This window comes from Streptomyces sp. NBC_01618 (assembly GCF_045209435.1).
Lineage (GTDB): Bacteria > Actinomycetota > Actinomycetes > Streptomycetales > Streptomycetaceae > Streptomyces.
In genome coordinates this window covers 1,272,748-1,296,069 of sequence record NZ_CP109297.1, presented here as the reverse complement: position 1 = coordinate 1,296,069, position 23,322 = coordinate 1,272,748, and the positions used below count along the sequence as shown (strand labels likewise).

Sequence of the window (23,322 nt, the reverse complement as noted above, 5' to 3'; positions counted from 1 at the left end):
ACACCTTCTGAGCTGGGACCACAGCGTATCGTCCGGATCAACACGCCGCCCGCCCCTGTGGACAAGGGCGGGCGGCACAGCCGATTACGCGCCATTCGGGTTGTTCTGCTGCTGTTCGCGGATGCGCTCCGCGAGCTGTGGGGGCATGGCTTCGTGCCGGGCGTACGCCCGGTCGAAACGACCGGCGCCATGGGAGAGGGAGCGGAGTTCGATGGCGTACCGGCCGATCTCCAGCTCGGGCACCTCGGCCCGTACGAGGGTGCGTCCGGGGCCGGACTGTTCGGTTCCGATCACCCTGCCGCGCCGCCCGGACAGATCGCTCATGACCGTCCCGACGTAGTCGTCGGGGACCAGGACCCGGACCTCGGCGACGGGTTCGAGGAGCTGGATGCGGGTGTCCGCGGCCGCTTCGCGCAGGGCCAGGGCGCCCGCCGTCTGGAACGCGGCGTCGGAGGAGTCCACGGAGTGGGACTTTCCGTCCCGCAGGGTGACGCGCACGTCGACGAGCGGATGCCCGGCCGCCACTCCGCGCGCGGCCTGGGCGCGCACGCCCTTCTCGACGGACGGGATGAACTGGCGCGGTACCGCTCCGCCGACCACCTTGTCGACGAATTCGATGCCCGAACCCGGGGGCAGCGGCTCCACGTCGATCTCGCAGATGGCGTACTGGCCGTGGCCGCCGGACTGTTTCACATGCCGGCCGCGCCCGGTCGCGGGGGCGGCGAAGGTCTCGCGCAGCGGCACCTTGTGGGGTACGGAGTCGACCTGGACCCCGTAGTGGCTGCGCAGCCGGTCCAGGGCCACGTCCTGATGTGCCTCGCCGAGGCACCACAGGACCACCTGGTGGGTGTCCTGGTTCTGTTCGAGGCGCATGGTCGGGTCCTCGGCGACGAGCCGGGAGAGCCCCTGGGAGAGCTTGTCCTCGTCGGCCTTGCTGTGGGCCCGGATGGCGAGCGGCAGCAGGGGGTCGGGGGTGGCCCAGGGGTCCATCAGCAGCGGCTGGTCCTTGGCGGACAGGGTGTCACCGGTCTCGGCGCCGGCCAGTTTGGCGACGCAGGCCAGATCTCCGGCGATGCATGAAGTGAGGGGCTGCTGCTGTTTGCCGGAGGGGGCGGAGAGGGCGCCGACGCGTACCTCCGTCTCGTGGAAGGGGCGGGTCTCGTGGCCGGGGTCGGTGAGGCCGTGGCCGAAGACATGGACGGTTTCGTCGGGGCGCAGGGTGCCGGAGAAGACGCGTACGAGCGAGACGCGGCCGACGTACGGGTCGGAGGCCGTCTTGACGACCTCCGCGAGGAGCGGGCCCTGCGGGTCGCAGGTGAGGACCGGCCGGGGCGCGCCGTGCAGGGGGGTGACTTCGGGGAGCGGGCGCTCCCGCGGGGTCGGGAAGCCGCCGGTGATGAGGTCGAGGAGCTCGACGGTGCCGACGCCCTGGCGGGCGCCCTCGGCGGCCGGGGCGGCGGTGAGTACGGGGTGGAAGGCGTCCCGGGCGACGGCGCGTTCCAGGTCGTCGATGAGTGTCTTGATGTCGATGTCGGCCCCGTCGAGGTAGCGGTCCATCAGGGTCTCGTCCTCGCTCTCGGCGATGATTCCCTCGATGAGCCGGTTGCGGGCCTCCTGGAGCGGGGTCTGCTGGGCGTCGGCGGGCGGGTGCTCCTGCCGCTCGCCCGAGGAGTAGTCGAAGATCCGCTGGGTGAGGAGTCCGGTGAGGCCGGTGAGCGGGGCGTGTCCGTCAGGACCCTCGGGGCCGAGGACGGGCAGATAGAGCGGGAGTACGGCGTCGGGGTCGTCGCCGCCGAAGATCTCGCCGCAGATCCGGGTCATCCGGTCGAACGAGGTGCGCGCGGTGTCGAGGTGGGTGACGACGATGGCGCGGGGCATGCCGACGGCGGCGCACTCGTCCCACACGGCGCGGGTGGCGCCCGCCACGGCGTCGGCCTCCTGGGCGGCGGACACGATGAACAGGGCCGCGTCCGCCGCGCGCAGACCGGCCCTGAGTTCCCCGACGAAATCCGCGTATCCCGGGGTGTCCAGCAGGTTGATCTTGTATCCACCCCATTCGACGGGGACGAGGGAGAGCTGTACGGAGCGTTGCTGGCGGTGTTCGATCTCGTCGAAGTCGGAGATCGTCGTGCCGTCCTCGACCCGGCCTGCCCGGTTGACCGCACCCGCGGTCAGTGCGAGGGCCTCGACGAGGGTGGTCTTGCCGGAGCCGCTGTGGCCGACCAGCACCACATTCCGTATCGATGAGGGCTGGTCGGCCGTCGCTGCCCTGCCGGCGGCCCCGGTGTGTGCGTGTGCCTTGTCGCCCATGATGCGTGCCTCCCAGATAGTGGCGCGGAGCGGGAAGAAAAGCCGGCGCGGTGTGGGGAGAAGGGTGCACGGGCACGGAGGAGCCGCCGCGGCGGCTACGGCGACGCCCGCGGTAATTCGAGCTTTCCACTCCCGCCGGGTCGCGTCCATACGTCGGGCGCCGTCGTGCGAGGCCGGGTGCCCGGCCGGTGGAGTCCGGCGCGCGTGACTACGATGGGCCAGCCGGTGGCCGAAGGGGCCGCTCGGCCCACCGACCCTCGGGAAGGCCATGCTGAACAAGTACGCGCGTGCATTTTTTACGCGTGTCCTCACCCCGTTCGCCGCACTGTTGCTCCGTCTCGGCGTGAGCCCCGATGCGGTCACTCTGATCGGTACGGCCGGGGTGATGGCAGGTGCGCTGGTCTTCTTCCCGATGGGGGAGTTCTTCTGGGGCACGATCGTCATCACGATCTTCGTGTTCTCCGACCTCGTCGACGGGAACATGGCCCGGCAGGCCGGTATCTCCAGCCGCTGGGGCGCGTTCCTGGACTCGACCCTCGACCGGGTCGCCGACGGGGCGATCTTCGGCGGATTCGCGCTCTGGTACGCGGGCAAGGGCGACGACAACGTGATGTGCGCGGTCGCGATCTTCTGCCTGGCGAGCGGCCAGGTGGTCTCGTACACGAAGGCGCGTGGTGAGTCGATCGGGCTGCCGGTCGCGGTCAACGGGCTCGTGGAGCGCGCCGAGCGGCTGGTGATTTCGCTGGTCGCGGCCGGGTTCGCCGGTCTGCACAAGTTCGGTGTGCCCGGGATCCAGGTCCTGCTGCCGATCGCGCTGTGGATCGTCGCCGCGGGCAGCCTGGTGACGCTCGTGCAGCGGGTCGTGACGGTGCGCCGTGAGTCCGCCGAGGCCGATGCCGCCGAGGCCGAGGCCAAGGTCGCGGACCGGGGGAGCGGGGCCGCGCAGTGAGCGGCGCACCGGGGGAGGCGCGGACCGGCCTGCGGGACCGGTTGACCGACGGGCTGTACGGGTTCGGCTGGGCCGCTGTGAAGAAGCTCCCCGAGCCGGTCGCCCGGGCCCTCTTCCGCACCATCGCCGACCAGGCGTGGAAGCGGCGGGGCAAGGGCGTGCTGCGGCTGGAGTCGAATCTGGCGCGGGTCGTGCCCGGGGCGTCGCCGGCCCGGCTCGCCGCGCTCTCCAAGGCCGGGATGCGCTCGTACATGCGCTACTGGATGGAATCGTTCCGGCTGCCCACCTGGAGTCCGGCGCGGATCAAGGCGTCCATAGAGGTGACGGACGCGCACCGGCTGACCGACGGGCTGGACACCGGCCGCGGCGTCATCCTCGCCTTGCCGCACCTGGGGAACTGGGACCTGGCGGGAGCCTGGGTCACCACCGACCTCGAGGTGCCCTTCACCACGGTCGCCGAGCGGCTCAAGCCCGAGACGCTGTACGACCGGTTCGTGGCCTATCGGGAGGGGCTCGGCATGGAGGTCCTGCCGCACAGCGGCGGCGCCGCCTTCGGCACCCTGGCGCGACGGCTGCGCGCGGGCGGCCTGGTCTGCCTGGTCGCCGACCGCGACCTGTCGGCCTCCGGCGTCGAGGTGACGTTCTTCGGGGACACCGCGCGCATGCCCGCGGGACCGGCACTGCTCGCCCAGCAGACCGGGGCGCTGCTGCTGCCCGTGACCCTCTCGTACGACGAGACGCCGGTGATGAAGGCGCGCATCCATCCGCCCGTCGAGGTGCCCGAGTCAGGCAACCGCGACGAGAAGACGTCCTCCATGACACAGGCGCTGGCCGATGCCTTCGCTGTCGGGATCGCCGAACATCCGGAGGACTGGCACATGCTGCAGCGGCTCTGGTCGGCCGATCTGGAGAACCGGGAGGACCGGCAGTGAAGATCGGCATCGTATGCCCGTACTCCTGGGACGTACCGGGCGGCGTGCAGTTCCACATCCGGGACCTGGCCGAGCACCTGATCCGGCTGGGACATCAGGTGTCGGTGCTGGCGCCCGCCGACGACGAGACTCCGCTGCCGCCGTACGTGGTCTCCGCGGGCCGGGCCGTGCCCGTCCCGTACAACGGCTCCGTGGCCCGGCTGAATTTCGGCTTCCTTTCGGCAGCCCGGGTGCGCCGCTGGCTGCACGACGGCACGTTCGACGTGATCCACATCCATGAGCCGACGTCGCCGTCGCTGGGGCTGCTCGCCTGCTGGGCCGCGCAGGGCCCCATCGTCGCGACGTTCCACACCTCGAACCCGCGCTCCCGGGCGATGATCGCCGCATACCCCATCCTGCAGCCCGCGCTGGAGAAGATCAGCGCGCGCATCGCGGTGAGCGAGTACGCGCGCCGGACCCTGGTCGAGCACCTCGGCGGTGACGCGGTCGTCATCCCGAACGGAGTCGATGTCGGCTTCTTCGCCGGTGCCGAGCCCAAGGCCGAGTGGCAGTCGAAGGGGGCGCGAAGCTCGGTCGCGGGCGGCACGATCGGCTTCATCGGGCGCATCGACGAGCCCCGCAAGGGCCTGCCCGTCCTGATGAGGGCGCTGCCCGCGATCCTCGCCGCACGGCCGGATACCAGGCTGCTGGTGGCGGGCCGGGGCGACGAGGAGGAGGCCGTCGCCTCGCTGCCCGAGGAGATGCGCGGGCGTGTCGAATTCCTCGGCATGGTGAGCGACGAGGACAAGGCGCGGCTGCTGCGCAGCGTCGATGTGTACGTCGCGCCCAATACGGGCGGCGAGAGCTTCGGGATCATCCTGGTCGAGGCGATGTCGGCCGGCGCGCCGGTCCTGGCCAGTGATCTGGATGCGTTCGCGCAGGTCCTGGATCTGGGCGCGGCGGGCGAACTCTTCACCAACGAGGACGCGGACGCGCTGGCGTCGGCGGCGATCCGGCTGCTCGGCGATCCGGAGCGGCGCGCGGAGCTGCGCGAGCGGGGAGCCGCGCACGTGCGGCGCTTCGACTGGTCGACGGTCGGGGCGGACATCCTCGCGGTGTACGAGACGGTGACGGACGGCGCGGCATCCGTGGCGGCCGACGAACGCACGGGCCTGCGCGCCCGCTTCGGCCTGACGCGGGACTAGCGCCCCTCCTGGCAAGCTTTGCCCCGTCGCAAAGCTTGCCGGTCACGGCACTAGCTAGGGCCTGTCCGGCGGGTTCAGGCCGGACAGGCCCCTAAGACCTCTCGTTCGATCGTGCGCGGCTCGCGTGACGTATCAAGGCACGCAGAGCGATGCGCGCGGCGATTTCACGCCCGTCCGGCGAGTGAGGAGCGGTGTCCGGAGCGCCGCTACGGCGGCTACCGGGCCCGTCCCCGTCGCCGCCCGTGCCCGGGCCGTACGGCCGCACCGCCCGCGCCCCGACGGTAGCCTTGCCGCCCGTGATCGAAACCCTCATCTGGATCGCCGTCGCGGTCGTCGCGATCGGCATGTACCTCAGCTGGACCGCGGGACGGCTGGACCGGCTGCACACCCGTATCGACGCCGCCCGCGCGGCTCTCGACGCGCAGCTCCTGCGTCGCGCCTCGGTCACCCAGGAACTGGCCACCTCGGGTGTTCTCGACCCGGCCGCGTCCATCGTGCTGTACGAGGCCGCGCACGCCGCCCGTCAGGCGGAGGAGGAACACCGCGAGGTCGCGGAGAGCGAGCTGAGCACCGCGCTGCGGGCGGTCTTCGGCGAGCGGGCGCAGGTGGAGAGCGTGAAGGAGATCCCCGGCGGCGAGGAGGCGGCGTCCGAACTCGCCGCGGCCGTGCGCCGGGTCCCGATGGCCCGGCGGTTCCACAACGACGCGGTGCGCGCGGCGCGTGCGCTGCGCAGGCACCGTACGGTGCGGTGGTTCCGGCTGTCCGGGCACGCCCCTTTCCCGCTCGCCTTCGAGATGGACGACGAACCACCGGCCGCCCTGGCGGACCGCCCCGTCAGCTGATCCGGCGGTCTCACCCGTACGTGACCGGGGCCACAGCCCGTCCCGTACGAGTCCAAAACGATCCACCGGCCTGCTATTGGCCCTTGCTGTGGACTGGTCCCGGAGAGTTTGCTCTGCTCAGCACCAAACAGCGCATTCAGCAACTTTTCTCCGAGTGAGGTCGATCCGTGTCCACGCTTCCCACCACCCCGCAGTCCGCCGACTCCCCGGCCACCGGCACCGCCCGCGTCAAGCGCGGCATGGCCGAGCAGCTCAAGGGCGGCGTGATCATGGATGTCGTCAATGCCGAGCAGGCGAAGATCGCCGAGGACGCGGGCGCCGTGGCCGTCATGGCACTGGAGCGGGTGCCCGCCGACATCCGTAAGGACGGCGGCGTGGCCCGGATGTCGGACCCGAACATGATCGAGGAGATCATCGAGGCCGTCTCCATCCCGGTCATGGCGAAGTCCCGCATCGGGCACTTCGTCGAGGCCCAGGTCCTGCAGTCCCTCGGGGTCGACTACATCGACGAGTCCGAGGTCCTCACCCCGGCCGACGAGGTCAACCACAGCGACAAGTTCGCCTTCACCACCCCGTTCGTCTGCGGCGCCACCAACCTGGGCGAGGCCCTGCGCCGCATCGCCGAGGGCGCGGCCATGATCCGTTCGAAGGGCGAGGCCGGCACCGGCAACGTCGTCGAGGCCGTCCGTCACCTGCGCCAGATCAAGAACGAGATCGCCCGGCTGCGCGGCTACGACAACAACGAGCTGTACGCCGCCGCCAAGGAGCTCCGCGCCCCGTACGAGCTGGTCAAGGAGGTCGCCGAGCTCGGCAAGCTGCCCGTCGTGCTGTTCTCCGCGGGCGGCGTCGCCACCCCCGCCGACGCCGCGCTGATGCGCCAGCTCGGCGCCGAGGGCGTCTTCGTCGGCTCCGGCATCTTCAAGTCCGGCGACCCCGCCAAGCGCGCCGCCGCCATCGTGAAGGCCACCACCTTCTACGACGACCCGAAGATCATCGCGGACGCCTCCCGGAACCTGGGCGAGGCCATGGTCGGCATCAACTGCGACACCCTGCCCGAGGCCGAGCGCTACGCCAACCGCGGCTGGTAGTCACTGATGAGCGACACCCCTGTGATCGGAGTCCTGGCTCTCCAGGGCGACGTACGGGAACACCTGATCGCCCTGGCCTCGGCGGACGCCCTGGCCAGGCCGGTCCGGCGTCCCGAGGAGCTCGCCGAGGTCGACGGCCTGGTCATTCCCGGTGGCGAGTCCACCACGATGTCCAAACTGGCTGCCCTGTTCGGCATGCTGGAACCACTGCGCGAACGGGTCCGGGACGGGATGCCGGTGTACGGCACCTGCGCCGGAATGATCCTGCTCGCCGACAAGATCCTCGACCCGCGTTCGGGCCAGGAGACCGTCGGCGGCATCGACATGATCGTGCGCCGTAACGCCTTCGGGCGGCAGAACGAGTCGTTCGAGGCGGCCGTCGAGGTCGCCGGGATCGAGGGCGGCCCGGTCGAGGGCGTGTTCATCCGCGCCCCGTGGGTGGAGTCGGTCGGCGCACGGGCCGAGGTGGTGGCGGAGCACGGCGGTCACATCGTCGCCGTACGCCAGGGGAACATCCTCGCGACGTCCTTCCACCCGGAACTGACCGGGGACCACCGGGTTCACGCCTTGTTCGTGGACATGGTGCGCGCAGTCGGCTGACTCGATCCCGGTAGGATCTCTCGGGTTCGAACCGATTTTGGTGACGCGAAGGAGAAGGCAGATGTCCGGCCACTCTAAATGGGCTACGACGAAGCACAAGAAGGCCGTGATCGATGCCAAGCGCGGCAAGCTCTTCGCGAAGCTGATCAAGAACATCGAGGTCGCGGCGCGCACCGGCGGTGTGGACCCCGATGGAAACCCGACCCTTGTGGACGCGATCCAGAAGGCCAAGAAGAGCTCCGTACCGAACAAGAACATCGACTCCGCGGTCAAGCGCGGTGGCGGTCTCGAAGCGGGCGGCGTCGACTACCAGACGATCATGTACGAGGGTTACGGCCCGAACGGTGTCGCGGTGCTCATCGAGTGCCTGACCGACAACCGCAACCGTGCCGCCTCCGACGTGCGCGTCGCGATGACCCGCAACGGTGGTTCGATGGCCGACCCGGGTTCGGTCTCGTACCTCTTCAACCGCAAGGGCGTCGTGATCGTCCCCAAGGGCGAACTGACCGAGGACGACGTCCTGGGCGCCGTCCTCGAAGCGGGCGCCGAGGAGGTCAACGACCTGGGTGACACCTACGAGGTCGTCAGCGAGGCCACCGACATGGTCGCGGTCCGTACGGCGCTCCAGCAGGCCGGCATCGACTACGACTCCGCCGAGGCCAACTTCCTGCCCACCATGCAGGTCGAGCTGGACGAGGAGGGCGCGCGCAGGATCTTCAAGCTGATCGACGCGCTGGAGGACAGCGACGACGTGCAGAACGTCTTCGCCAACTTCGATGTCTCCGACGAGGTCATGGAGAAGGTGGACGCCTGAGCCGGGATCGGCACAGCCTTCACGGACGGGCCGACGGGGGACACACCCCGTCGGCCCGTCGCATTGCCCGCCGCTTTGTCAGTGCGAGCCGATAGCCTGCGGGAACAGTTGACCGATCGGTTCGGAGGGGGCGTCCCATGCGGGTACTCGGCGTCGACCCGGGGCTGACCCGGTGTGGTGTCGGCGTTGTCGAAGGCGTCGCCGGGCGGCCCCTGACGATGCTCGGCGTCGGCATCGTCCGCACCCCGGCCGATGCGGAGCTCGGCCTGCGGCTGGTCACCATCGAGCGCGGCATAGAGGAGTGGCTGGACGAGCACCGGCCCGAATTCGTCGCCGTGGAGCGGGTGTTCAGCCAGCACAACGTCCGTACGGTGATGGGCACGGCCCAGGCCAGCGCCGTCGCCATGCTCTGCGCCTCACGCCGCGGCATCCCCGTCGCCCTGCACACCCCCAGCGAGGTCAAGGCGGCCGTCACCGGCAGCGGCCGCGCCGACAAGGCGCAGGTCGGAGCGATGGTCACCCGGCTGCTGCGGCTCGACGCCCCGCCGAAACCGGCCGACGCGGCCGACGCCCTCGCGCTCGCCATCTGCCACATCTGGCGCGCCCCCGCCGTCAACCGTCTCCAGCAGGCGCACGCGGCGGCCGCCGCCGCGGCCCGCACCGCTCGTGGTTCCCGTACACCCGCAGTTCCCGTCCGGAAGGTCCCCCGATGATCGCCTTCGTCAGCGGCCCCGTGGCCGCGCTCGCCCCGACCACGGCCGTGATCGAGGTCGGCGGCATCGGCATGGCCGTCCAGTGCACCCCGAACACCCTGGCCGGCCTCCGGATCGGCCGGGAGGCCAGGCTCGCCACCTCCCTCGTCGTACGGGAGGACTCGCTCACCCTCTACGGCTTCGCCGACGACGACGAGCGGCAGGTCTTCGAGCTGCTCCAGACCGCCAGCGGAGTCGGCCCCCGGCTCGCCCAGGCCATGCTCGCCACCCACACCCCGGACGCCCTGCGGATCGCGGTCGCCACCGGCGACGAGAAGGCGCTCACAGCCGTCTCCGGTATCGGCAAGAAGGGCGCGCAGAAACTCCTCCTCGAACTGAAGGACAGACTCGGCGAGCCCGTCGTCCAGATCGGCCGGCAGGGCATCGGCACCGCCGTCACCTCCTCCTGGCGCGACCAGCTGCAGGCCGCCCTGATCGGTCTCGGCTACGCCACCCGCGAGGCCGACGAAGCGGTCGCCGCGGTCACCCCGCAGGCCGAGGCAGCGCTGGCCGAGGGCGGGCAGGCCCCCGTGCCGCAACTGCTGCGCGCCGCGCTGCAGACCCTCAACCGCGCGCGCTGACCTGAGAGGCTGTCGGGTGACCTCCGACCGGGCGGCCACGCCCTGGCACGGTCGGAGGTCACCCGACAGCCTCTGAGCGCCACACCCCCAGGGGCACCGACACCCCGACGCCGGGCCGGACACCGCACGGCACCGAAACACCCGAGGCGGGACAGACAGAATGAACTGGGACGAGACCGGACCCGACACCGAAGAGCCGCTCGGCGAGCGCCTCGGCGAGCGGCTGGACGAACGCCTTGTCGACGCCGACGCCGACGCGGACGGCGAGGACACCGCGGTCGAAGCGGCGCTGCGGCCGAAGGATCTCGACGAATTCGTCGGCCAGGAGAAGGTGCGCGAACAGCTCGACCTGGTCCTCAAGGCGGCCAGGGCCCGCGGCGCCACCGCCGACCATGTCCTGCTCTCCGGCCCCCCCGGCCTCGGCAAGACCACCCTCTCCATGATCATCGCGACCGAGATGGGCGCACCGATCCGGATCACCTCCGGCCCCGCCATCCAGCATGCGGGTGATCTTGCCGCGATTCTCTCCTCGCTCCAGGAGGGCGAGGTCCTCTTCCTCGACGAGATCCACCGCATGTCGCGGCCCGCCGAGGAGATGCTCTACATGGCGATGGAGGACTTCCGGGTCGACGTCATCGTCGGCAAGGGCCCCGGCGCCACCGCCATCCCGCTGGAACTGCCGCCGTTCACCCTGGTGGGCGCCACCACCAGGGCCGGACTGCTGCCGCCCCCGCTGCGCGACCGCTTCGGCTTCACCGGCCACATGGAGTTCTACGCCCCCACCGAACTGGAACGCGTCATCCACCGTTCCGCCCGCCTCCTCGACGTGGCGATAGACACGGAGGGCGCCGCCGAGATCGCCGGGCGCTCCCGCGGTACCCCCCGTATCGCCAACCGGCTGCTGCGGCGCGTCCGGGACTACGCCCAGGTCAAGGCGGACGGGCGGATCGACCGCACCGTCGCCTCCGTGGCCCTCGGGGTCTACGAGGTCGATGCCCGAGGTCTCGACCGGCTGGACCGGGCGGTGCTCGGCGCCCTGCTGAAACTCTTCGGCGGCGGCCCCGTCGGGCTGTCCACCCTCGCGGTAGCCGTGGGCGAGGAGCGCGAAACGGTCGAGGAGGTCGCCGAGCCCTTCCTGGTACGGGAAGGGCTGCTGGCCAGGACGCCGCGGGGGCGCGTCGCGACACCCGCGGCGTGGGCCCACCTCGGTCTCGTACCTCCGCAGCAGGATGGAAAGGGACAACAGGGCCTGTTCAGGGCGTGATGCGTCACAGGTTCACCCGGACAGGAACCACCGAGCCGTGCCGGGCGTTGTTCCATCGATGCGGACTCGCTTAGACTCCGCCGATGCCGCCCTTAAAGGTCGGTGTTCCCACCCCCGTAGATCAGGCCGCCGTGCAGCGCGGTCGTGCGAAGGAAACTCGTCCCGTGAATCCCGTGTCTCTTCTCCCCTTCATCGTGCTCATCGGGGCCATGTTCCTGATGACGCGGTCCGCCAAGAAGAAGCAGGCGGCCGCCGCCCAGATGCGCAACGATATGCAGCCCGGCACCGGCGTCCGGACGATCGGGGGCATGTACGCCACCGTCAAGGAACTTCACGACGACACGGTTCTCCTTGAGATCGCGCCCGGCGTCCACGCCGTCTACGCCAAGAACGCCATCGGCGCCGTCCTCGACGACGCGGAGTACAACCGCATCGTCCACGGCGACGGCGAGAACGCCTTCGACATCGACGGCGCGGTCGTGCCGGACGATGCCTCCTCGCTGACCGAGGCCGAGGCCGGCGCCGACGAGGACACCTCGGACGACGCCAAGATCGACCTGGGCAAGAAGGCCGACGCCGCCGACGCCGAGCCGACGGACGTCGCGTCCGACAAGAAGTCCGAGGGCAAGACCGACGGCGAGGCCGACGCCAAGTAACCCACGACCCGGGGATGCCATGAGCCCACCGGCATCAGGCACTCCCCGGACCGTGCGATCTTCTGCGGGGGCGGGTCCCCACAACACTTCGTGGCCGCTCGGGCGCGTACCCGGCGCGGGGGCGGTTGGACAGGGAGAAACGAGAAGGTGGCAGCACCGAAGAAGAGCCGAGGGCCGGCCGGCGGTCAGGGCAGGCCGGGGCGTTCCCTGCTTCTGATCCTGATCGCCATGGTCGCGCTCACCGGCGGGATGTTCCTGGCGGGTCAGACGGCCCCACGTCTGGGTATCGACCTGGCGGGCGGCACGTCCATCACCCTCAAGGCGAAGAGCGAGCCGGGCCAGGAATCGGCGATCAACAAGACCAACATGGACACGGCGGTCCAGATCATGGAACGCCGTGTCAATGGTCTTGGCGTCTCCGAGGCCGAGGTCCAGTCCCAGGGCGATCGCAACATCATCGTCAACATCCCCAAGGGCACGAACTCCGCCCAGGCCCGTGAGCAGGTCGGCACCACCGCCAAGCTCTACTTCCGGCCGGTGCTGACCGTCGCCCAGGGCACGCCCACACCGACGCCCAGCGCCTCGTCGTCCGGCAAGCCCAGCCCGTCCGCGAGCCCGAGCGCCTCGGCATCGGTCGACGGCAAGGCGTCGGCGACGCCGAGCGCCGGCGCCTCCACGCAGGGCCGCGCGGTCACCGACGGCCTCAAGGCCGACGTCACACCGAGCCCCAAGGCGAGCGGCTCCGCCGCCACCACACCGGAGCCCTCCGCATCCGCTCCCTCCGCCGCGGAAGAGGCGGCCGCCGCCAAGCTCCAGAAGCAGTTCGCGGCGCTCGACTGCTCCAGCAAGGCTTCCCGCGCCGAGGCCGCAATGGGCGCCAAGCCCACCGACACGGTCGTCGCGTGCAGCTCCGAGGGCGACGCCAAGTACGTCCTCGGTCCGGCCGAGGTGTCCGGCACGGAGGTCGACAACGCCAAGGCCGGCTTCGACCAGCAGCGCGGCATGTGGATCGTCAACATGGAGTTCACCGAGAAGGGCTCCAAGGAATTCCAGACGATCACCAAGAAGCTCTCCGCACTGCAGTCCCCGCAGAACCAGTTCGCCATCGCCCTGGACGGCGAGGTCGTCTCCGCTCCGCAGGTGAACACGACGCTCAGCGGCAGTGCCGAGATCTCCGGCAGCTTCACCCAGCAGTCCGCGGAGGATCTGGCCAACGTGCTCTCCTACGGTGCGCTGCCGCTCTCCTTCGAGGAGCAGAGCGTCACCACCGTCACCGCCGCGCTCGGTGGCGAGCAGCTCCGGGCCGGTCTGATCGCCGGCGCCATCGGTCTGGCCCTGGTGGTCATCTACCTGGTGGCCTACTACCGCGGCCTCGCGTTCATCGCGCTCCTGAGCCTGCTGGCCTCCGGCATCCTGACCTACACGCTCATGTCGCTGCTCGGCCCGGCCATCGGCTTCGCACTGAACCTCCCGGCGGTCTGCGGCGCCATCGTGGCCATCGGTATCACCGCGGACTCCTTCATCGTGTACTTCGAGAGAATCCGCGACGAGATCCGCGACGGCCGTACGCTCCGCCCGGCCGTCCAGCGAGCCTGGCCGCGCGCCCGGCGCACCATCCTGGTCTCCGACTTCGTGTCGTTCCTCGCCGCCGCGGTGCTCTTCGTCGTCACCGTCGGCAAGGTCCAGGGCTTCGCGTTCACGCTGGGTCTCACCACCCTGCTCGACGTGGTCGTGGTGTTCCTCTTCACCAAGCCCGTCATGACGCTGATGGCCCGTACGAAGTTCTTCTCCAGCGGTAACCCGTGGTCCGGTCTGGACCCGAAGCGGCTCGGCGCCAAGCCGCCGCTGCGCCGCTCGCGCCGTGTCAACGCCCCCACTGACCCGAAGGAGGCGTGAGATGTCGCGACTCGGCACTCTCGGCGCCCGTCTCTACCGCGGCGAGGTCGGCTACGACTTCATCGGCAATCGCATGATCTGGTACGGGATCTCGATCCTGATCACCATCACGGCCATCGTCGGCCTGGCGGTCAGCGGTCTGAACATGGGCATCGAGTTCAAGGGCGGCGCGGTCTTCACCACTCCGAAGACAAGCGCCAGCGTCTCCCAGGCGGAGGACCTGGCCACGGAGGCCTCCGGTCACCAGGCGATCGTCCAGAAGCTCGGCAACAGCGGCGGTCTGCGTATCCAGATCACCGAGGTCGACACCGCGAAGTCCGACCAGATCAAGGAACAGCTCTCCAAGGGCCTCAACGTCCCCACGGAGAAGATCGCCGCCGACCTGGTCGGCCCCAGCTGGGGTGAGCAGATCGCCAACAAGGCCTGGACCGGCCTCGGCATCTTCATGGTCCTCGTGGTGATCTACCTGGCCATCGCCTTCGAGTGGCGCATGGCGATCGCGGCCCTGGTCGCACTGATCCACGACATCACCATCACGGTCGGTGTCTACGCCCTGGTCGGCTTCGAGGTCACCCCGGGCACCGTGATCGGTCTGCTGACCATCCTCGGTTACTCCCTCTACGACACGGTCGTCGTCTTCGACAGCCTCAAGGAGGGCACGCACGGGATCACCAAGCAGACCCGGTGGACGTACAGCGAGATCGCCAACCGCTCCATCAACGGGACGCTGGTCCGTTCCATCAACACCACCGTCGTGGCGCTGCTGCCGGTCGCCGGTCTGCTGTTCATCGGCGGCGGTGTCCTCGGCGCCGGCATGCTGAACGACATCTCCCTGGCGCTCTTCGTCGGCCTGGCCGCCGGTGCGTACTCCTCGATCTTCATCGCCACCCCGCTCGTCGCCGACCTCAAGGAACGCGACCCGCAGATGAAGGCCCTGAAGAAGCGGATCCTCGCCAAGCGCGCGGCAGCCGCCGCCAAGGGCGAGTCCGCCGAGGACGAGCCCTCCGACGACGACTTCCCCCAGGACGCCGCACCCGCTGCCGCGGTTGTCGGCCAGCGCCAGGAGCCCCCCACGGGCCATGGCCGGACCTCGGGGAAGCGTCGATGACCAGCAGCACCACCGAGAGCGTCCGCGAGCTCCTGCTCAGCCGGATCCGTGATGTGCCGGACCACCCCAAGCCGGGCGTGCTGTTCAAGGACATCACCCCGCTGCTCGCGGACCCGGCAGCGTTCGCGGCCCTCACCGAGACCCTCGCGGAACTGTGCGTACGCCACGGCGCCACGAAGATCGTCGGTCTCGAGGCACGCGGCTTCATCCTGGCCGCCCCGGTCGCGATCCGGGCCGGGCTCGGCTTCGTACCCGTCCGCAAGGCGGGGAAGCTGCCCGGAGCCACGCTCCGCCAGGCGTACGACCTGGAGTACGGCACCGCCGAGATCGAGATCCACGCGGAGGACCTGTCCGCCGACGACCGGATCATGGTCATCGACGACATCCTCGCGACCGGTGGCACCGCCGAGGCCTCGCTGGAGCTGATCCGGCGGGCCGGTGCCGAGGTCGCGGGTGTCGCAGTCCTCATGGAGCTCGGCTTCCTGCCCGGTCGAGCCCGTCTGGAGCAGGGCCTGCGCGGCGCGCCGCTGGAGGTTCTGATCACGGTCTGAGCGGCAGCGAACCGTACGCGGCAACGGCGCACGCGCGAAGAACGGGCACCCGGGAACAACCGGGTGCCCGTTCCGCGTTGTGAGGGGTCTCACGGTCCCCGGGGGAGGACGGGCCACAGGATCGATACGATGGCCTTTCCGGGTATCCGGATCCGCACGAGGAGCGCTCTTGCCAGACGAGGCCCAGCCAGTCGCCGCCCCGCAGCCCGACAAGCCCGCGGCGGCCTCAGCCACGCCCGGGAAGAAGCAGCCTGAGCAGAAGCCGAAGCCCCCGGCACCCGAGCCCGGTACGGGCCCGGCGCCGGCCGGTGCCGCGGTGCTGCGGCCCGCGCCCGCTCCCCCCGCCCAGCCGGTCACGCCCGCCTCACCGGCCGCGTCCGCCCCGAAGCCCCCGGCGAAGCCCGCCGCCCAGCCGGTCACCCCGGCCGCTCCCGCGACCCGCTCCAGCGGCTCCTCCAACCGGGTACGGGCCAGGCTCGCCCGCCTCGGCGTGCAGCGCTCCAGCCCGTACAACCCGGTCCTCGAACCGCTCCTGCGGGCGGTCCGCAGCAACGACCCCAAGATCGAGACGTCCACACTGCGCCAGATCGAGCGCGCCTACCAGGTCGCCGAGCGCTGGCACCGCGGTCAGAAGCGCAAGAGCGGCGACCCGTACATCACGCATCCGCTCGCCGTCACGACCATCCTCGCCGAGCTCGGCATGGACCCGGCGACGCTGATGGCCGGTCTGCTCCACGACACGGTCGAGGACACCGAGTACGGCCTGGACACCCTGCGACGGGACTTCGGCGACCAGGTCGCCCTGCTCGTCGACGGCGTCACCAAGCTGGACAAGGTCAAGTTCGGTGAGGCCGCGCAGGCCGAGACCGTACGCAAGATGGTCGTCGCCATGGCCAAGGACCCCCGCGTCCTCGTCATCAAGCTCGCCGACCGGCTGCACAACATGCGCACCATGCGCTACCTCAAGCGGGAGAAGCAGGAGAAGAAGGCCCGCGAGACGCTGGAGATCTACGCCCCGCTGGCGCACCGCCTGGGCATGAACACCATCAAGTGGGAGCTGGAGGACCTCGCCTTCGCGATCCTCTACCCCAAGATGTACGACGAGATCGTCCGTCTCGTCGCCGAGCGGGCCCCCAAGCGCGACGAGTACCTCGCCATAGTGACCGACGAGGTCCAGGCCGACCTGCGTGCCGCCCGGATCAAGGCCACGGTCACCGGCCGGCCGAAGCACTACTACAGCGTCTACCAGAAGATGATCGTGCGCGGCCGGGACTTCGCCGAGATCTACGACCTGGTGGGCATCCGGGTCCTCGTCGACACCGTCCGCGACTGTTACGCGGCGCTCGGCACCGTCCACGCGCGATGGAATCCGGTCCCCGGCCGGTTCAAGGACTACATCGCGATGCCCAAGTTCAACATGTACCAGTCGCTGCACACCACGGTCATCGGTCCCAGCGGCAAGCCGGTCGAGCTGCAGATCCGTACGTTCGACATGCACCGCCGCGCCGAGTACGGCATCGCCGCGCACTGGAAGTACAAGCAGGAGGCCGTCGCGGGCGCCTCCAAGGTGCGCACCGACGTACCCAAGAGCACGGGCAAGGGCGCGCGCCAGGACACCGTCAACGACATGGCGTGGCTGCGCCAGCTCCTGGACTGGCAGAAGGAGACCGAGGACCCCAGCGAGTTCCTGGAGTCGCTGCGCTTCGACCTCTCCCGCAACGAGGTCTTCGTCTTCACGCCCAAGGGCGACGTCATAGCGCTGCCCGCGGGTGCGACGCCGGTCGACTTCGCGTACGCCGTCCACACGGAGGTCGGCCACCGGACCATAGGGGCACGGGTCAACGGGCGGCTCGTACCGCTCGAATCGACCCTGGACAACGGCGACCTGGTGGAGGTCTTCACCTCGAAGGCGGCCGGTGCCGGTCCGTCCCGGGACTGGCTGGGCTTCGTCAAGTCGCCCCGCGCCCGCAACAAGATCCGCGCCTGGTTCTCCAAGGAGCGCCGCGACGAGGCGATCGAGCAGGGCAAGGACGCCATCGCGCGCGCCATGCGCAAGCAGAACCTGCCGATCCAGCGCATCCTCACCGGCGACTCCCTGGTGACCCTCGCCCACGAGATGCGCTACCCCGACATCTCGTCCCTGTACGCGGCGATCGGCGAGGGCCATGTGGCCGCCGCCGGTGTCGTACAGAAGCTCGTCCAGGCGCTCGGCGGCGAGGACGCCGCCAACGAGGACATCGCGGAGAGTTCGCCGCCCTCGCGCGGCCGCGGCAAGCGCCGCTCCAACGCCGATCCCGGTGTCGTCGTCAAGGGCGTCGAGGACGTCTGGGTCAAACTGGCCCGCTGCTGCACGCCTGTCCCCGGCGACCCGATCATCGGCTTCGTCACCCGTGGCAGCGGCGTCTCCGTGCACCGCGCCGACTGCGTCAACGTCGACTCCCTGTCGCAGCAGCCGGAACGGATCCTGGACGTCGAGTGGGCGCCGACCCAGTCCTCGGTCTTCCTGGTCGCCATCCAGGTCGAGGCCCTGGACCGGTCGCGGCTGCTCTCGGACGTCACGCGCGTCCTGTCCGACCAGCACGTCAACATCCTTTCGGCGGCCGTCCAGACCTCCCGGGACCGGGTGGCCACCTCACGCTTCACCTTCGAGATGGGCGACCCGAAGCACCTCGGACACGTACTGAAGGCCGTACGGGGCGTGGAAGGCGTCTACGACGTCTACCGCGTCACCTCGGCGCGCAGGCCCTGACCGGCCGACGGCACTCCTTCTGGCAGCCCTTCGCGTGATTACGCGGGGGGCTGCCGCTCGTCGTGGCCGGAGGCGTGGTCCGAGAGCAGCCGAGTGGCCGAATCGGCGACCGGCAGCCCGATGACCTTCGCCGCGCTGCGGATTTCCTCGTCCGGCACGCCGCCCAGCACCTCGCCGAACGTGTTCCGTACGCCTTCCGACAGCCGCTCCACCATGGTGCGGCCGCGCTCCGTCGGTTCCAGCAGCTGCGCGCGGTGGTCACGCGGGTCCGGCATGCGGCGGATCAGACCGTCCTCCTCCAGCCGTGCCGCCTGCCGCGTGACATGCGGCGGTCTGACGAACAGCCGTTGGGCGACATCGGTGATCCGCAAGGGTTCCTCGCTGGCGCAGAGCACGCGCAGCAGAGCCACCTCGGCCGGTCGATCCTGACGCCCACGGCTGTCGTCTGACCTCCGCCGCCCCGCAGCCCGTCACGGCGGGCGCGAGCGGCTGAGCCCCGGGCCCCGCACGACCGGCTCCTGGCGCCGGACTGCACCCAGCAGCCCCACCACCAGCACGGCGCGCACCTCCTCGACCCGAACAGGCCGCAGGGCCCTCCATGCTCGATGCGAACAGGCCGCAGGGCCCCCGTCCATGACAGGGGCCCTGCGGCCCGATGCACTACGGCGAACGGACAGCCGCGGGGAGCTTCAGCCGCCGAACTCCTCCAGGCCCTTCAGCGCCTGGTCCAGCAACGCCTGCCGGCCTTCGAGCTCCTTGGCCAGCTTGTCGGCCCGGGCGTTGTTGCCCGCGGCGCGGGCCGTGTCGATCTGCGTACGCAGCTTGTCCACGGCCGCCTGCAGCTGACCCGTCAGACCCGCGGCGCGCGCACGCGCCTCCGGGTTCGTCCGGCGCCACTCCGACTCCTCGGCCTCCTGAAGGGCCCGCTCCACCGCGTGCATCCGCCCCTCGACCTTCGGACGGGCGTCACGCGGCACATGGCCGATGGCCTCCCAGCGCTCGTTGATGCCCCGGAACGCGGCCCTGGCCGCCTTCAGGTCCTTCACCGGCACCAGCTTCTCGGCCTCCGCGGCGAGCTCCTCCTTCAGCTTGAGGTTCTCGCCCTGTTCCGCGTCCCGCTCGGCGAAGACCTCGCTGCGGGCGGCGAAGAAGACGTCCTGAGCACCGCGGAAACGGTTCCACAGATCGTCCTCGGCCTCGCGCTGGGCGCGGCCGACCGCCTTCCACTCCGTCATCAGATCCCGGTAACGGGCGGCCGTGGCCGCCCAGTCCGTGGAACCGGACAGCGATTCGGCCTCCGCGACCAGCTTCTCCTTGGCCTTACGGGCCTCCTCGCGCTGGGCGTCCAGCGAGGCGAAATGGGCCTTGCGACGCTTGGAGAACGCCGAGCGGGCGTGCGAGAAGCGGTGCCACAGCTCGTCGTCCGACTTGCGGTCGAGCCGTGGAAGGCCCTTCCACGTGTCGACGAGCGCGCGCAGCCGCTCGCCCGCGGAGCGCCACTGCTCGCTCTGCGCCAGCTCCTCGGCATCGGCGACCAGCGCCTCCTTGGCGTGCTTCGCCTCGTCGGTCTGCTTCGCCTTCTGGGCTTTGCGCTCCTCGCGCCGCGCCTCGACTGTCGCGGCCAGCGCGTCGAGCCGCTTACGGAGCGCGTCGAGGTCGCCGACGGCGTGATGTTCGTCCACCTGCACGCGCAGATGCTCGATGGCGGTCGTGGCGTCCTTCGCCGACAGATCGGTGGTCTTCACCCGCCGTTCGAGGAGGCCGATCTCGACCACAATGCCCTCGTACTTGCGCTCGAAGTAGGCCAGAGCCTCCTCGGGGGAACCCGCCTGCCACGATCCGACGACCTGCTCGCCATCGGCTGTACGCACGTACACGGTGCCTGTCTCATCGACACGGCCCCACGGGTCGCTGCTCACAGCGCCTCCTCCACCTGATGCCTGCGAGAGGGTTCGCCCCCCTGGCATCGTCCACAGTTTCCTGGGGCGGGCAGCGCCCGCCCTGCACAACGCCAATCTAGGCGACCGGCCGCCCGGCTGTCCGCACTCAGCGCTGCTGAAAATAATCCGGCTCGCGCTTCGCCGGTCACCACCGGACGGCCCGGTCCGGCCACGTCACGACTTCGCGACAGCGGCCTTCGAGATGTCCACGGCCTTCTTCGGCGCACCGTCGGTGGCACCGCCGGCCACACCCGCCGCACCGATGTCCTTGACGGCCTTCAGTGAGGCGTCGTCCATCGTGCCGAACGGGGTGTAGGTGGGCGGCAGTTTGCTGTCCTTGTACACCAGGAAGAACTGGCTGCCGCCGGTGTGCGGCTGTGCCGTGTTCGCCATCGCCACCGTGCCCGCCGGGTAGGTCACCGTGCCGTCCGCGCCCGCCTTGCCCAGCGCGGTCAGGTTCTCGTCCGGGATGGTGTAACCGGGGCCGCCCGTGCCGTCGCCCTTGGGGTCGCCGCACTGCAGGACGAAGATGCCCTGCGTGGTCAGCCGGTGGCACTTCGTTCCGTCGAAGAAGCCCTTGTCGGCCAGCGACTTGAACGAGTTCGTGGTGTGCGGGGTCTTCGCCGCGTCCATCGTGAACGCGACGTCGCCCTGGCTCGTCTTGATCGACATCGTGTACTTCGACGTCTTGTCGATCTTCATCGCGGGCTCCGGCGCGCTGCTCTCGCTGGGCGACGGCGACGGCGAAGCCGAAGGGCTCGCGGCCGCATCGCTCTTGTCCTTCTTGCCGTCGTCGTCGAGGGCGAGATACGCGCCCACCCCGGCGACCGCCACCACGGCCACCACGGACGCGATGACGGCCGTCAGCCGCCGCGTCCGGCGGCGGGCCTCCTCCCGGCGCTGCTGCTGCCGCTCGAACTTCTCCCTGGCGAGCTGCCGCCGCCGCTGATCGCTGCTGACCACCGGGTGATCTCCTTGTGGGTCGTGTGATGGGGATGGGGCCTGGGTTGCCCGTACCGTATATGGGTTGGCTGTGGAATGAGGAGCGCCGGTAGGCTCTGAACTGCCGCGACCTTCTCAGTCGCAATCCATCGTCGGACGACCAGTAAGGACGATCGTGCTCATTGCCGGGTTCCCCGCCGGAGCCTGGGGGACCAACTGTTACCTGGTCGCCCCGGCCGCAGGCGAGGAGTGCGTGATCATCGACCCGGGCCATCAGGCCGCATCCGGAGTCGAGGAAGCGCTGAAGAAGCATCGGCTGAAGCCCGTCGCCGTCGTGCTGACCCACGGCCACATCGACCACGTCGCCTCGGTCGTCCCGGTGTGCGGCGCGCACGACGTCCCCGCCTGGATCCACCCGGAGGACCGGTACATGTTGAGCGACCCGGAGAAGGCCCTGGGCCGCTCCATCGGGATGCCGCTCATGGGCGAGCTGACGGTGGGCGAGCCGGACGACGTCAAGGAGCTGAGCGACGGCGCCCGGCTGAAGCTGGCCGGTCTGGAGTTCGGTGTCGCGCATGCGCCCGGCCATACCAAGGGGTCGGTGACGTATCGGATGCCCGAGGCCGCGGATGTTCCGCAGATCCTCTTCTCGGGCGACCTGCTCTTCGCCGGCTCCGTCGGACGCACCGACCTGCCCGGCGGCGACCACGCCGAGTTGCTCGAGTCGCTGGCCCGTGTGTGCCTGCCGCTCGACGACTCGACCGTGGTGCTGTCCGGCCACGGCCCCCAGACGACCATCGGCCGCGAGCGCGCCTCGAATCCGTATCTGCACGGTATGGACGCGCCCCGACGAGGAATGTGACGAGAGAAACAACCGTGAGCACCTTCAAGGCCCCCAAGGGCACGTACGACCTGACCCCGCCCGACTCCGCGAAGTACCTCGCGGTGCGCGAGGCGATCGCCGCACCCCTGAAGAACTCCGGCTACGGCTACATCGAGACGCCCGGCTTCGAGGACGTCGCCCTCTTCTCGCGCGGTGTCGGTGAGTCCACCGACATCGTGACCAAGGAGATGTACACCCTCACCACCAAGGGCGGCTCCCAGCTGGCGCTGCGCCCCGAGGGCACCGCGTCCGTGCTGCGCGCCGCACTGGAGGCCAACCTCCACAAGCTCGGCAACCTGCCCGTGAAGCTCTGGTACTCCGGCTCGTACTACCGCTACGAGCGCCCGCAGAAGGGCCGCTACCGGCACTTCTCGCAGGTCGGTGCCGAGGCGATCGGCGCCGAGGACCCGGCGCTCGACGCCGAGCTGATCATCCTGGCCGACCAGGCCTACCGCAAGCTGGGTCTGCGGAACTTCCGCATCCTGCTCAACTCGCTGGGCGACAAGGAGTGCCGCCCCGTCTACCGGGACGCGCTCCAGGGCTTCCTGCGCGAGCTCGACCTCGACGAGGAGACCCGCCGCCGCATCGAGATCAACCCGCTCCGGGTCCTCGACGACAAGCGGCCCGAGGTGCAGAAGCAGCTCACCGGCGCTCCGGTGCTGCGCGACTACCTGTGCGACGCCTGCAAGGCGTACCACGAGGAGGTACGGGACCTGCTCTCCGGGGCCGGTGTGGTATACGAGGACGACGAGAAGCTCGTCCGCGGCCTCGACTACTACACCCGCACCACCTTCGAGTTCGTCCACGACGGACTCGGCTCGCAGTCCGCGGTGGGCGGCGGCGGCCGCTACGACGGTCTGTCCGAGATGATCGGCGGCCCGGCGCTCCCGTCGGTGGGCTGGGCGCTCGGTGTGGACCGTACGGTGCTCGCGCTGGAGGCGGAGGGCATCGAGCTCGAACTGCCCGCGGCCACCAGTGTCTTCGCCGTACCGCTCGGCGAGGAGGCCCGGCGGGTGCTCTTCGGGATCGTCACGCAGCTGCGCCGCGAGGGTGTGGCGGCGGACTTCGCGTACGGAAACCGCGGCCTCAAGGGCGCGATGAAGAGCGCGAACCGTTCGGGCGCCCGGTTCACGATCGTCGCGGGCGAGCGGGACCTGGCCGAGGGCGTCGTCCAGCTCAAGGACATGGAGTCCGGCGAGCAGACGGCGGTCCCCCTGGCGGACGTGGCCGGGACGATCCGCGAGCGCCTGGCGTAGCGCCGCCGGGCCGCCGGGCGGGCCA

Annotated in this window: 21 protein-coding genes; 17 read left to right on the top strand and 4 right to left on the bottom strand. The window is 70.3% G+C overall.

Features of this window, described 5'->3' with window-relative positions; genetic code table 11:
* Positions 1 to 84 precede the first annotated feature (84 nt).
* Positions 85 to 2,310, bottom strand: coding sequence for an elongation factor G-like protein EF-G2 (locus OH735_RS06125; RefSeq protein WP_406380129.1), 2,226 nt, complete (start codon positions 2,308 to 2,310; stop codon positions 85 to 87).
* 268 nt (positions 2,311 to 2,578) lie between these two features.
* Here OH735_RS06125 and pgsA point away from each other — a divergent pair, with 268 nt between their 5' ends.
* The 15 genes from pgsA to OH735_RS06050 all read left to right on the top strand — a co-directional run bounded on the left by pgsA (position 2,579) and on the right by OH735_RS06050 (position 18,276).
* A complete protein-coding gene (pgsA, locus tag OH735_RS06120) occupies positions 2,579 to 3,259 on the top strand; it encodes a phosphatidylinositol phosphate synthase (RefSeq protein ID WP_406380127.1) in 681 nt (226 codons plus the stop codon).
* Complete coding sequence (locus OH735_RS06115) at positions 3,256 to 4,191, top strand: phosphatidylinositol mannoside acyltransferase (protein ID WP_406380125.1); 936 nt, start codon at positions 3,256 to 3,258, stop codon at positions 4,189 to 4,191. The genes pgsA and OH735_RS06115 overlap by 4 nt, the downstream gene beginning before the upstream one ends.
* Positions 4,188 to 5,375: a glycosyltransferase family 4 protein gene (locus tag OH735_RS06110; RefSeq protein WP_406380123.1), complete on the top strand. Its 1,188-nt coding sequence runs from the start codon at positions 4,188 to 4,190 to the stop codon at positions 5,373 to 5,375. The genes OH735_RS06115 and OH735_RS06110 overlap by 4 nt, the downstream gene beginning before the upstream one ends.
* A gap of 344 nt (positions 5,376 to 5,719) precedes the next feature.
* Positions 5,720 to 6,217 carry a hypothetical protein gene (locus OH735_RS06105; protein WP_406386432.1) on the top strand — a complete coding sequence of 166 codons (498 nt, stop codon included), beginning with the start codon at positions 5,720 to 5,722 and terminating at the stop codon, positions 6,215 to 6,217.
* Positions 6,218 to 6,384: 167 nt separating this feature from the next.
* Positions 6,385 to 7,305, top strand: coding sequence for a pyridoxal 5'-phosphate synthase lyase subunit PdxS (pdxS, locus tag OH735_RS06100; protein ID WP_093898403.1), 921 nt, complete (start codon positions 6,385 to 6,387; stop codon positions 7,303 to 7,305).
* 6 nt (positions 7,306 to 7,311) lie between these two features.
* Positions 7,312 to 7,905 (top strand): pyridoxal 5'-phosphate synthase glutaminase subunit PdxT, encoded by a 594-nt coding sequence (pdxT, locus tag OH735_RS06095; RefSeq protein ID WP_406380121.1) that lies wholly within the window; start codon positions 7,312 to 7,314, stop codon positions 7,903 to 7,905.
* A 61-nt stretch (positions 7,906 to 7,966) separates the two neighbouring features.
* Positions 7,967 to 8,719, top strand: coding sequence for a YebC/PmpR family DNA-binding transcriptional regulator (locus OH735_RS06090; RefSeq protein WP_406380119.1), 753 nt, complete (start codon positions 7,967 to 7,969; stop codon positions 8,717 to 8,719).
* A gap of 137 nt (positions 8,720 to 8,856) precedes the next feature.
* A complete protein-coding gene (ruvC, locus tag OH735_RS06085) occupies positions 8,857 to 9,432 on the top strand; it encodes a crossover junction endodeoxyribonuclease RuvC (protein ID WP_406380117.1) in 576 nt (191 codons plus the stop codon).
* On the top strand, positions 9,429 to 10,052 hold the full coding sequence (gene ruvA, locus OH735_RS06080) for a Holliday junction branch migration protein RuvA (protein ID WP_406380115.1): 624 nt from the start codon (positions 9,429 to 9,431) through the stop codon (positions 10,050 to 10,052). The genes ruvC and ruvA overlap by 4 nt, the downstream gene beginning before the upstream one ends.
* Positions 10,053 to 10,212: 160 nt before the next feature.
* Positions 10,213 to 11,316: a Holliday junction branch migration DNA helicase RuvB gene (ruvB, locus tag OH735_RS06075; RefSeq protein WP_406380113.1), complete on the top strand. Its 1,104-nt coding sequence runs from the start codon at positions 10,213 to 10,215 to the stop codon at positions 11,314 to 11,316.
* 164 nt (positions 11,317 to 11,480) lie between these two features.
* Entirely contained in the window at positions 11,481 to 11,972 is a 492-nt protein-coding gene (yajC, locus tag OH735_RS06070; protein WP_406380111.1) for a preprotein translocase subunit YajC, read from the top strand.
* Positions 11,973 to 12,119: 147 nt separating this feature from the next.
* On the top strand, positions 12,120 to 13,868 hold the full coding sequence (secD, locus tag OH735_RS06065; protein ID WP_406380109.1) for a protein translocase subunit SecD: 1,749 nt from the start codon (positions 12,120 to 12,122) through the stop codon (positions 13,866 to 13,868).
* A gap of 1 nt (position 13,869) precedes the next feature.
* A complete protein-coding gene (gene secF, locus OH735_RS06060) occupies positions 13,870 to 14,976 on the top strand; it encodes a protein translocase subunit SecF (RefSeq protein WP_406380107.1) in 1,107 nt (368 codons plus the stop codon).
* Positions 14,973 to 15,527: an adenine phosphoribosyltransferase gene (locus tag OH735_RS06055; RefSeq protein ID WP_406380105.1), complete on the top strand. Its 555-nt coding sequence runs from the start codon at positions 14,973 to 14,975 to the stop codon at positions 15,525 to 15,527. Before secF ends, OH735_RS06055 begins: the two co-directional genes overlap by 4 nt.
* A 169-nt stretch (positions 15,528 to 15,696) precedes the next feature.
* Positions 15,697 to 18,276, top strand: coding sequence for a RelA/SpoT family protein (locus OH735_RS06050; protein WP_406380104.1), 2,580 nt, complete (start codon positions 15,697 to 15,699; stop codon positions 18,274 to 18,276).
* A gap of 38 nt (positions 18,277 to 18,314) precedes the next feature.
* Here the strand turns inward: OH735_RS06050 and OH735_RS06045 are convergent, their stop codons facing one another.
* The 3 genes from OH735_RS06045 to OH735_RS06035 form a co-directional block, all read right to left on the bottom strand.
* Positions 18,315 to 18,686, bottom strand: coding sequence for a MarR family winged helix-turn-helix transcriptional regulator (locus tag OH735_RS06045; protein ID WP_406380102.1), 372 nt, complete (start codon positions 18,684 to 18,686; stop codon positions 18,315 to 18,317).
* A gap of 279 nt (positions 18,687 to 18,965) precedes the next feature.
* Entirely contained in the window at positions 18,966 to 20,195 is a 1,230-nt protein-coding gene (locus OH735_RS06040) for a DUF349 domain-containing protein (RefSeq protein WP_406380100.1), read from the bottom strand.
* A gap of 195 nt (positions 20,196 to 20,390) precedes the next feature.
* Positions 20,391 to 21,179: a peptidylprolyl isomerase gene (locus OH735_RS06035; protein ID WP_406380098.1), complete on the bottom strand. Its 789-nt coding sequence runs from the start codon at positions 21,177 to 21,179 to the stop codon at positions 20,391 to 20,393.
* Between the two features lie 154 nt (positions 21,180 to 21,333).
* Between OH735_RS06035 and OH735_RS06030 the strand changes: the two genes are divergently transcribed.
* Positions 21,334 to 22,020, top strand: a complete 687-nt coding sequence (locus OH735_RS06030) for an MBL fold metallo-hydrolase (protein ID WP_406380096.1) — start codon at positions 21,334 to 21,336, stop codon at positions 22,018 to 22,020.
* A gap of 14 nt (positions 22,021 to 22,034) precedes the next feature.
* Entirely contained in the window at positions 22,035 to 23,297 is a 1,263-nt protein-coding gene (gene hisS / locus OH735_RS06025; protein ID WP_406380094.1) for a histidine--tRNA ligase, read from the top strand.
* Positions 23,298 to 23,322 lie beyond the last annotated feature (25 nt).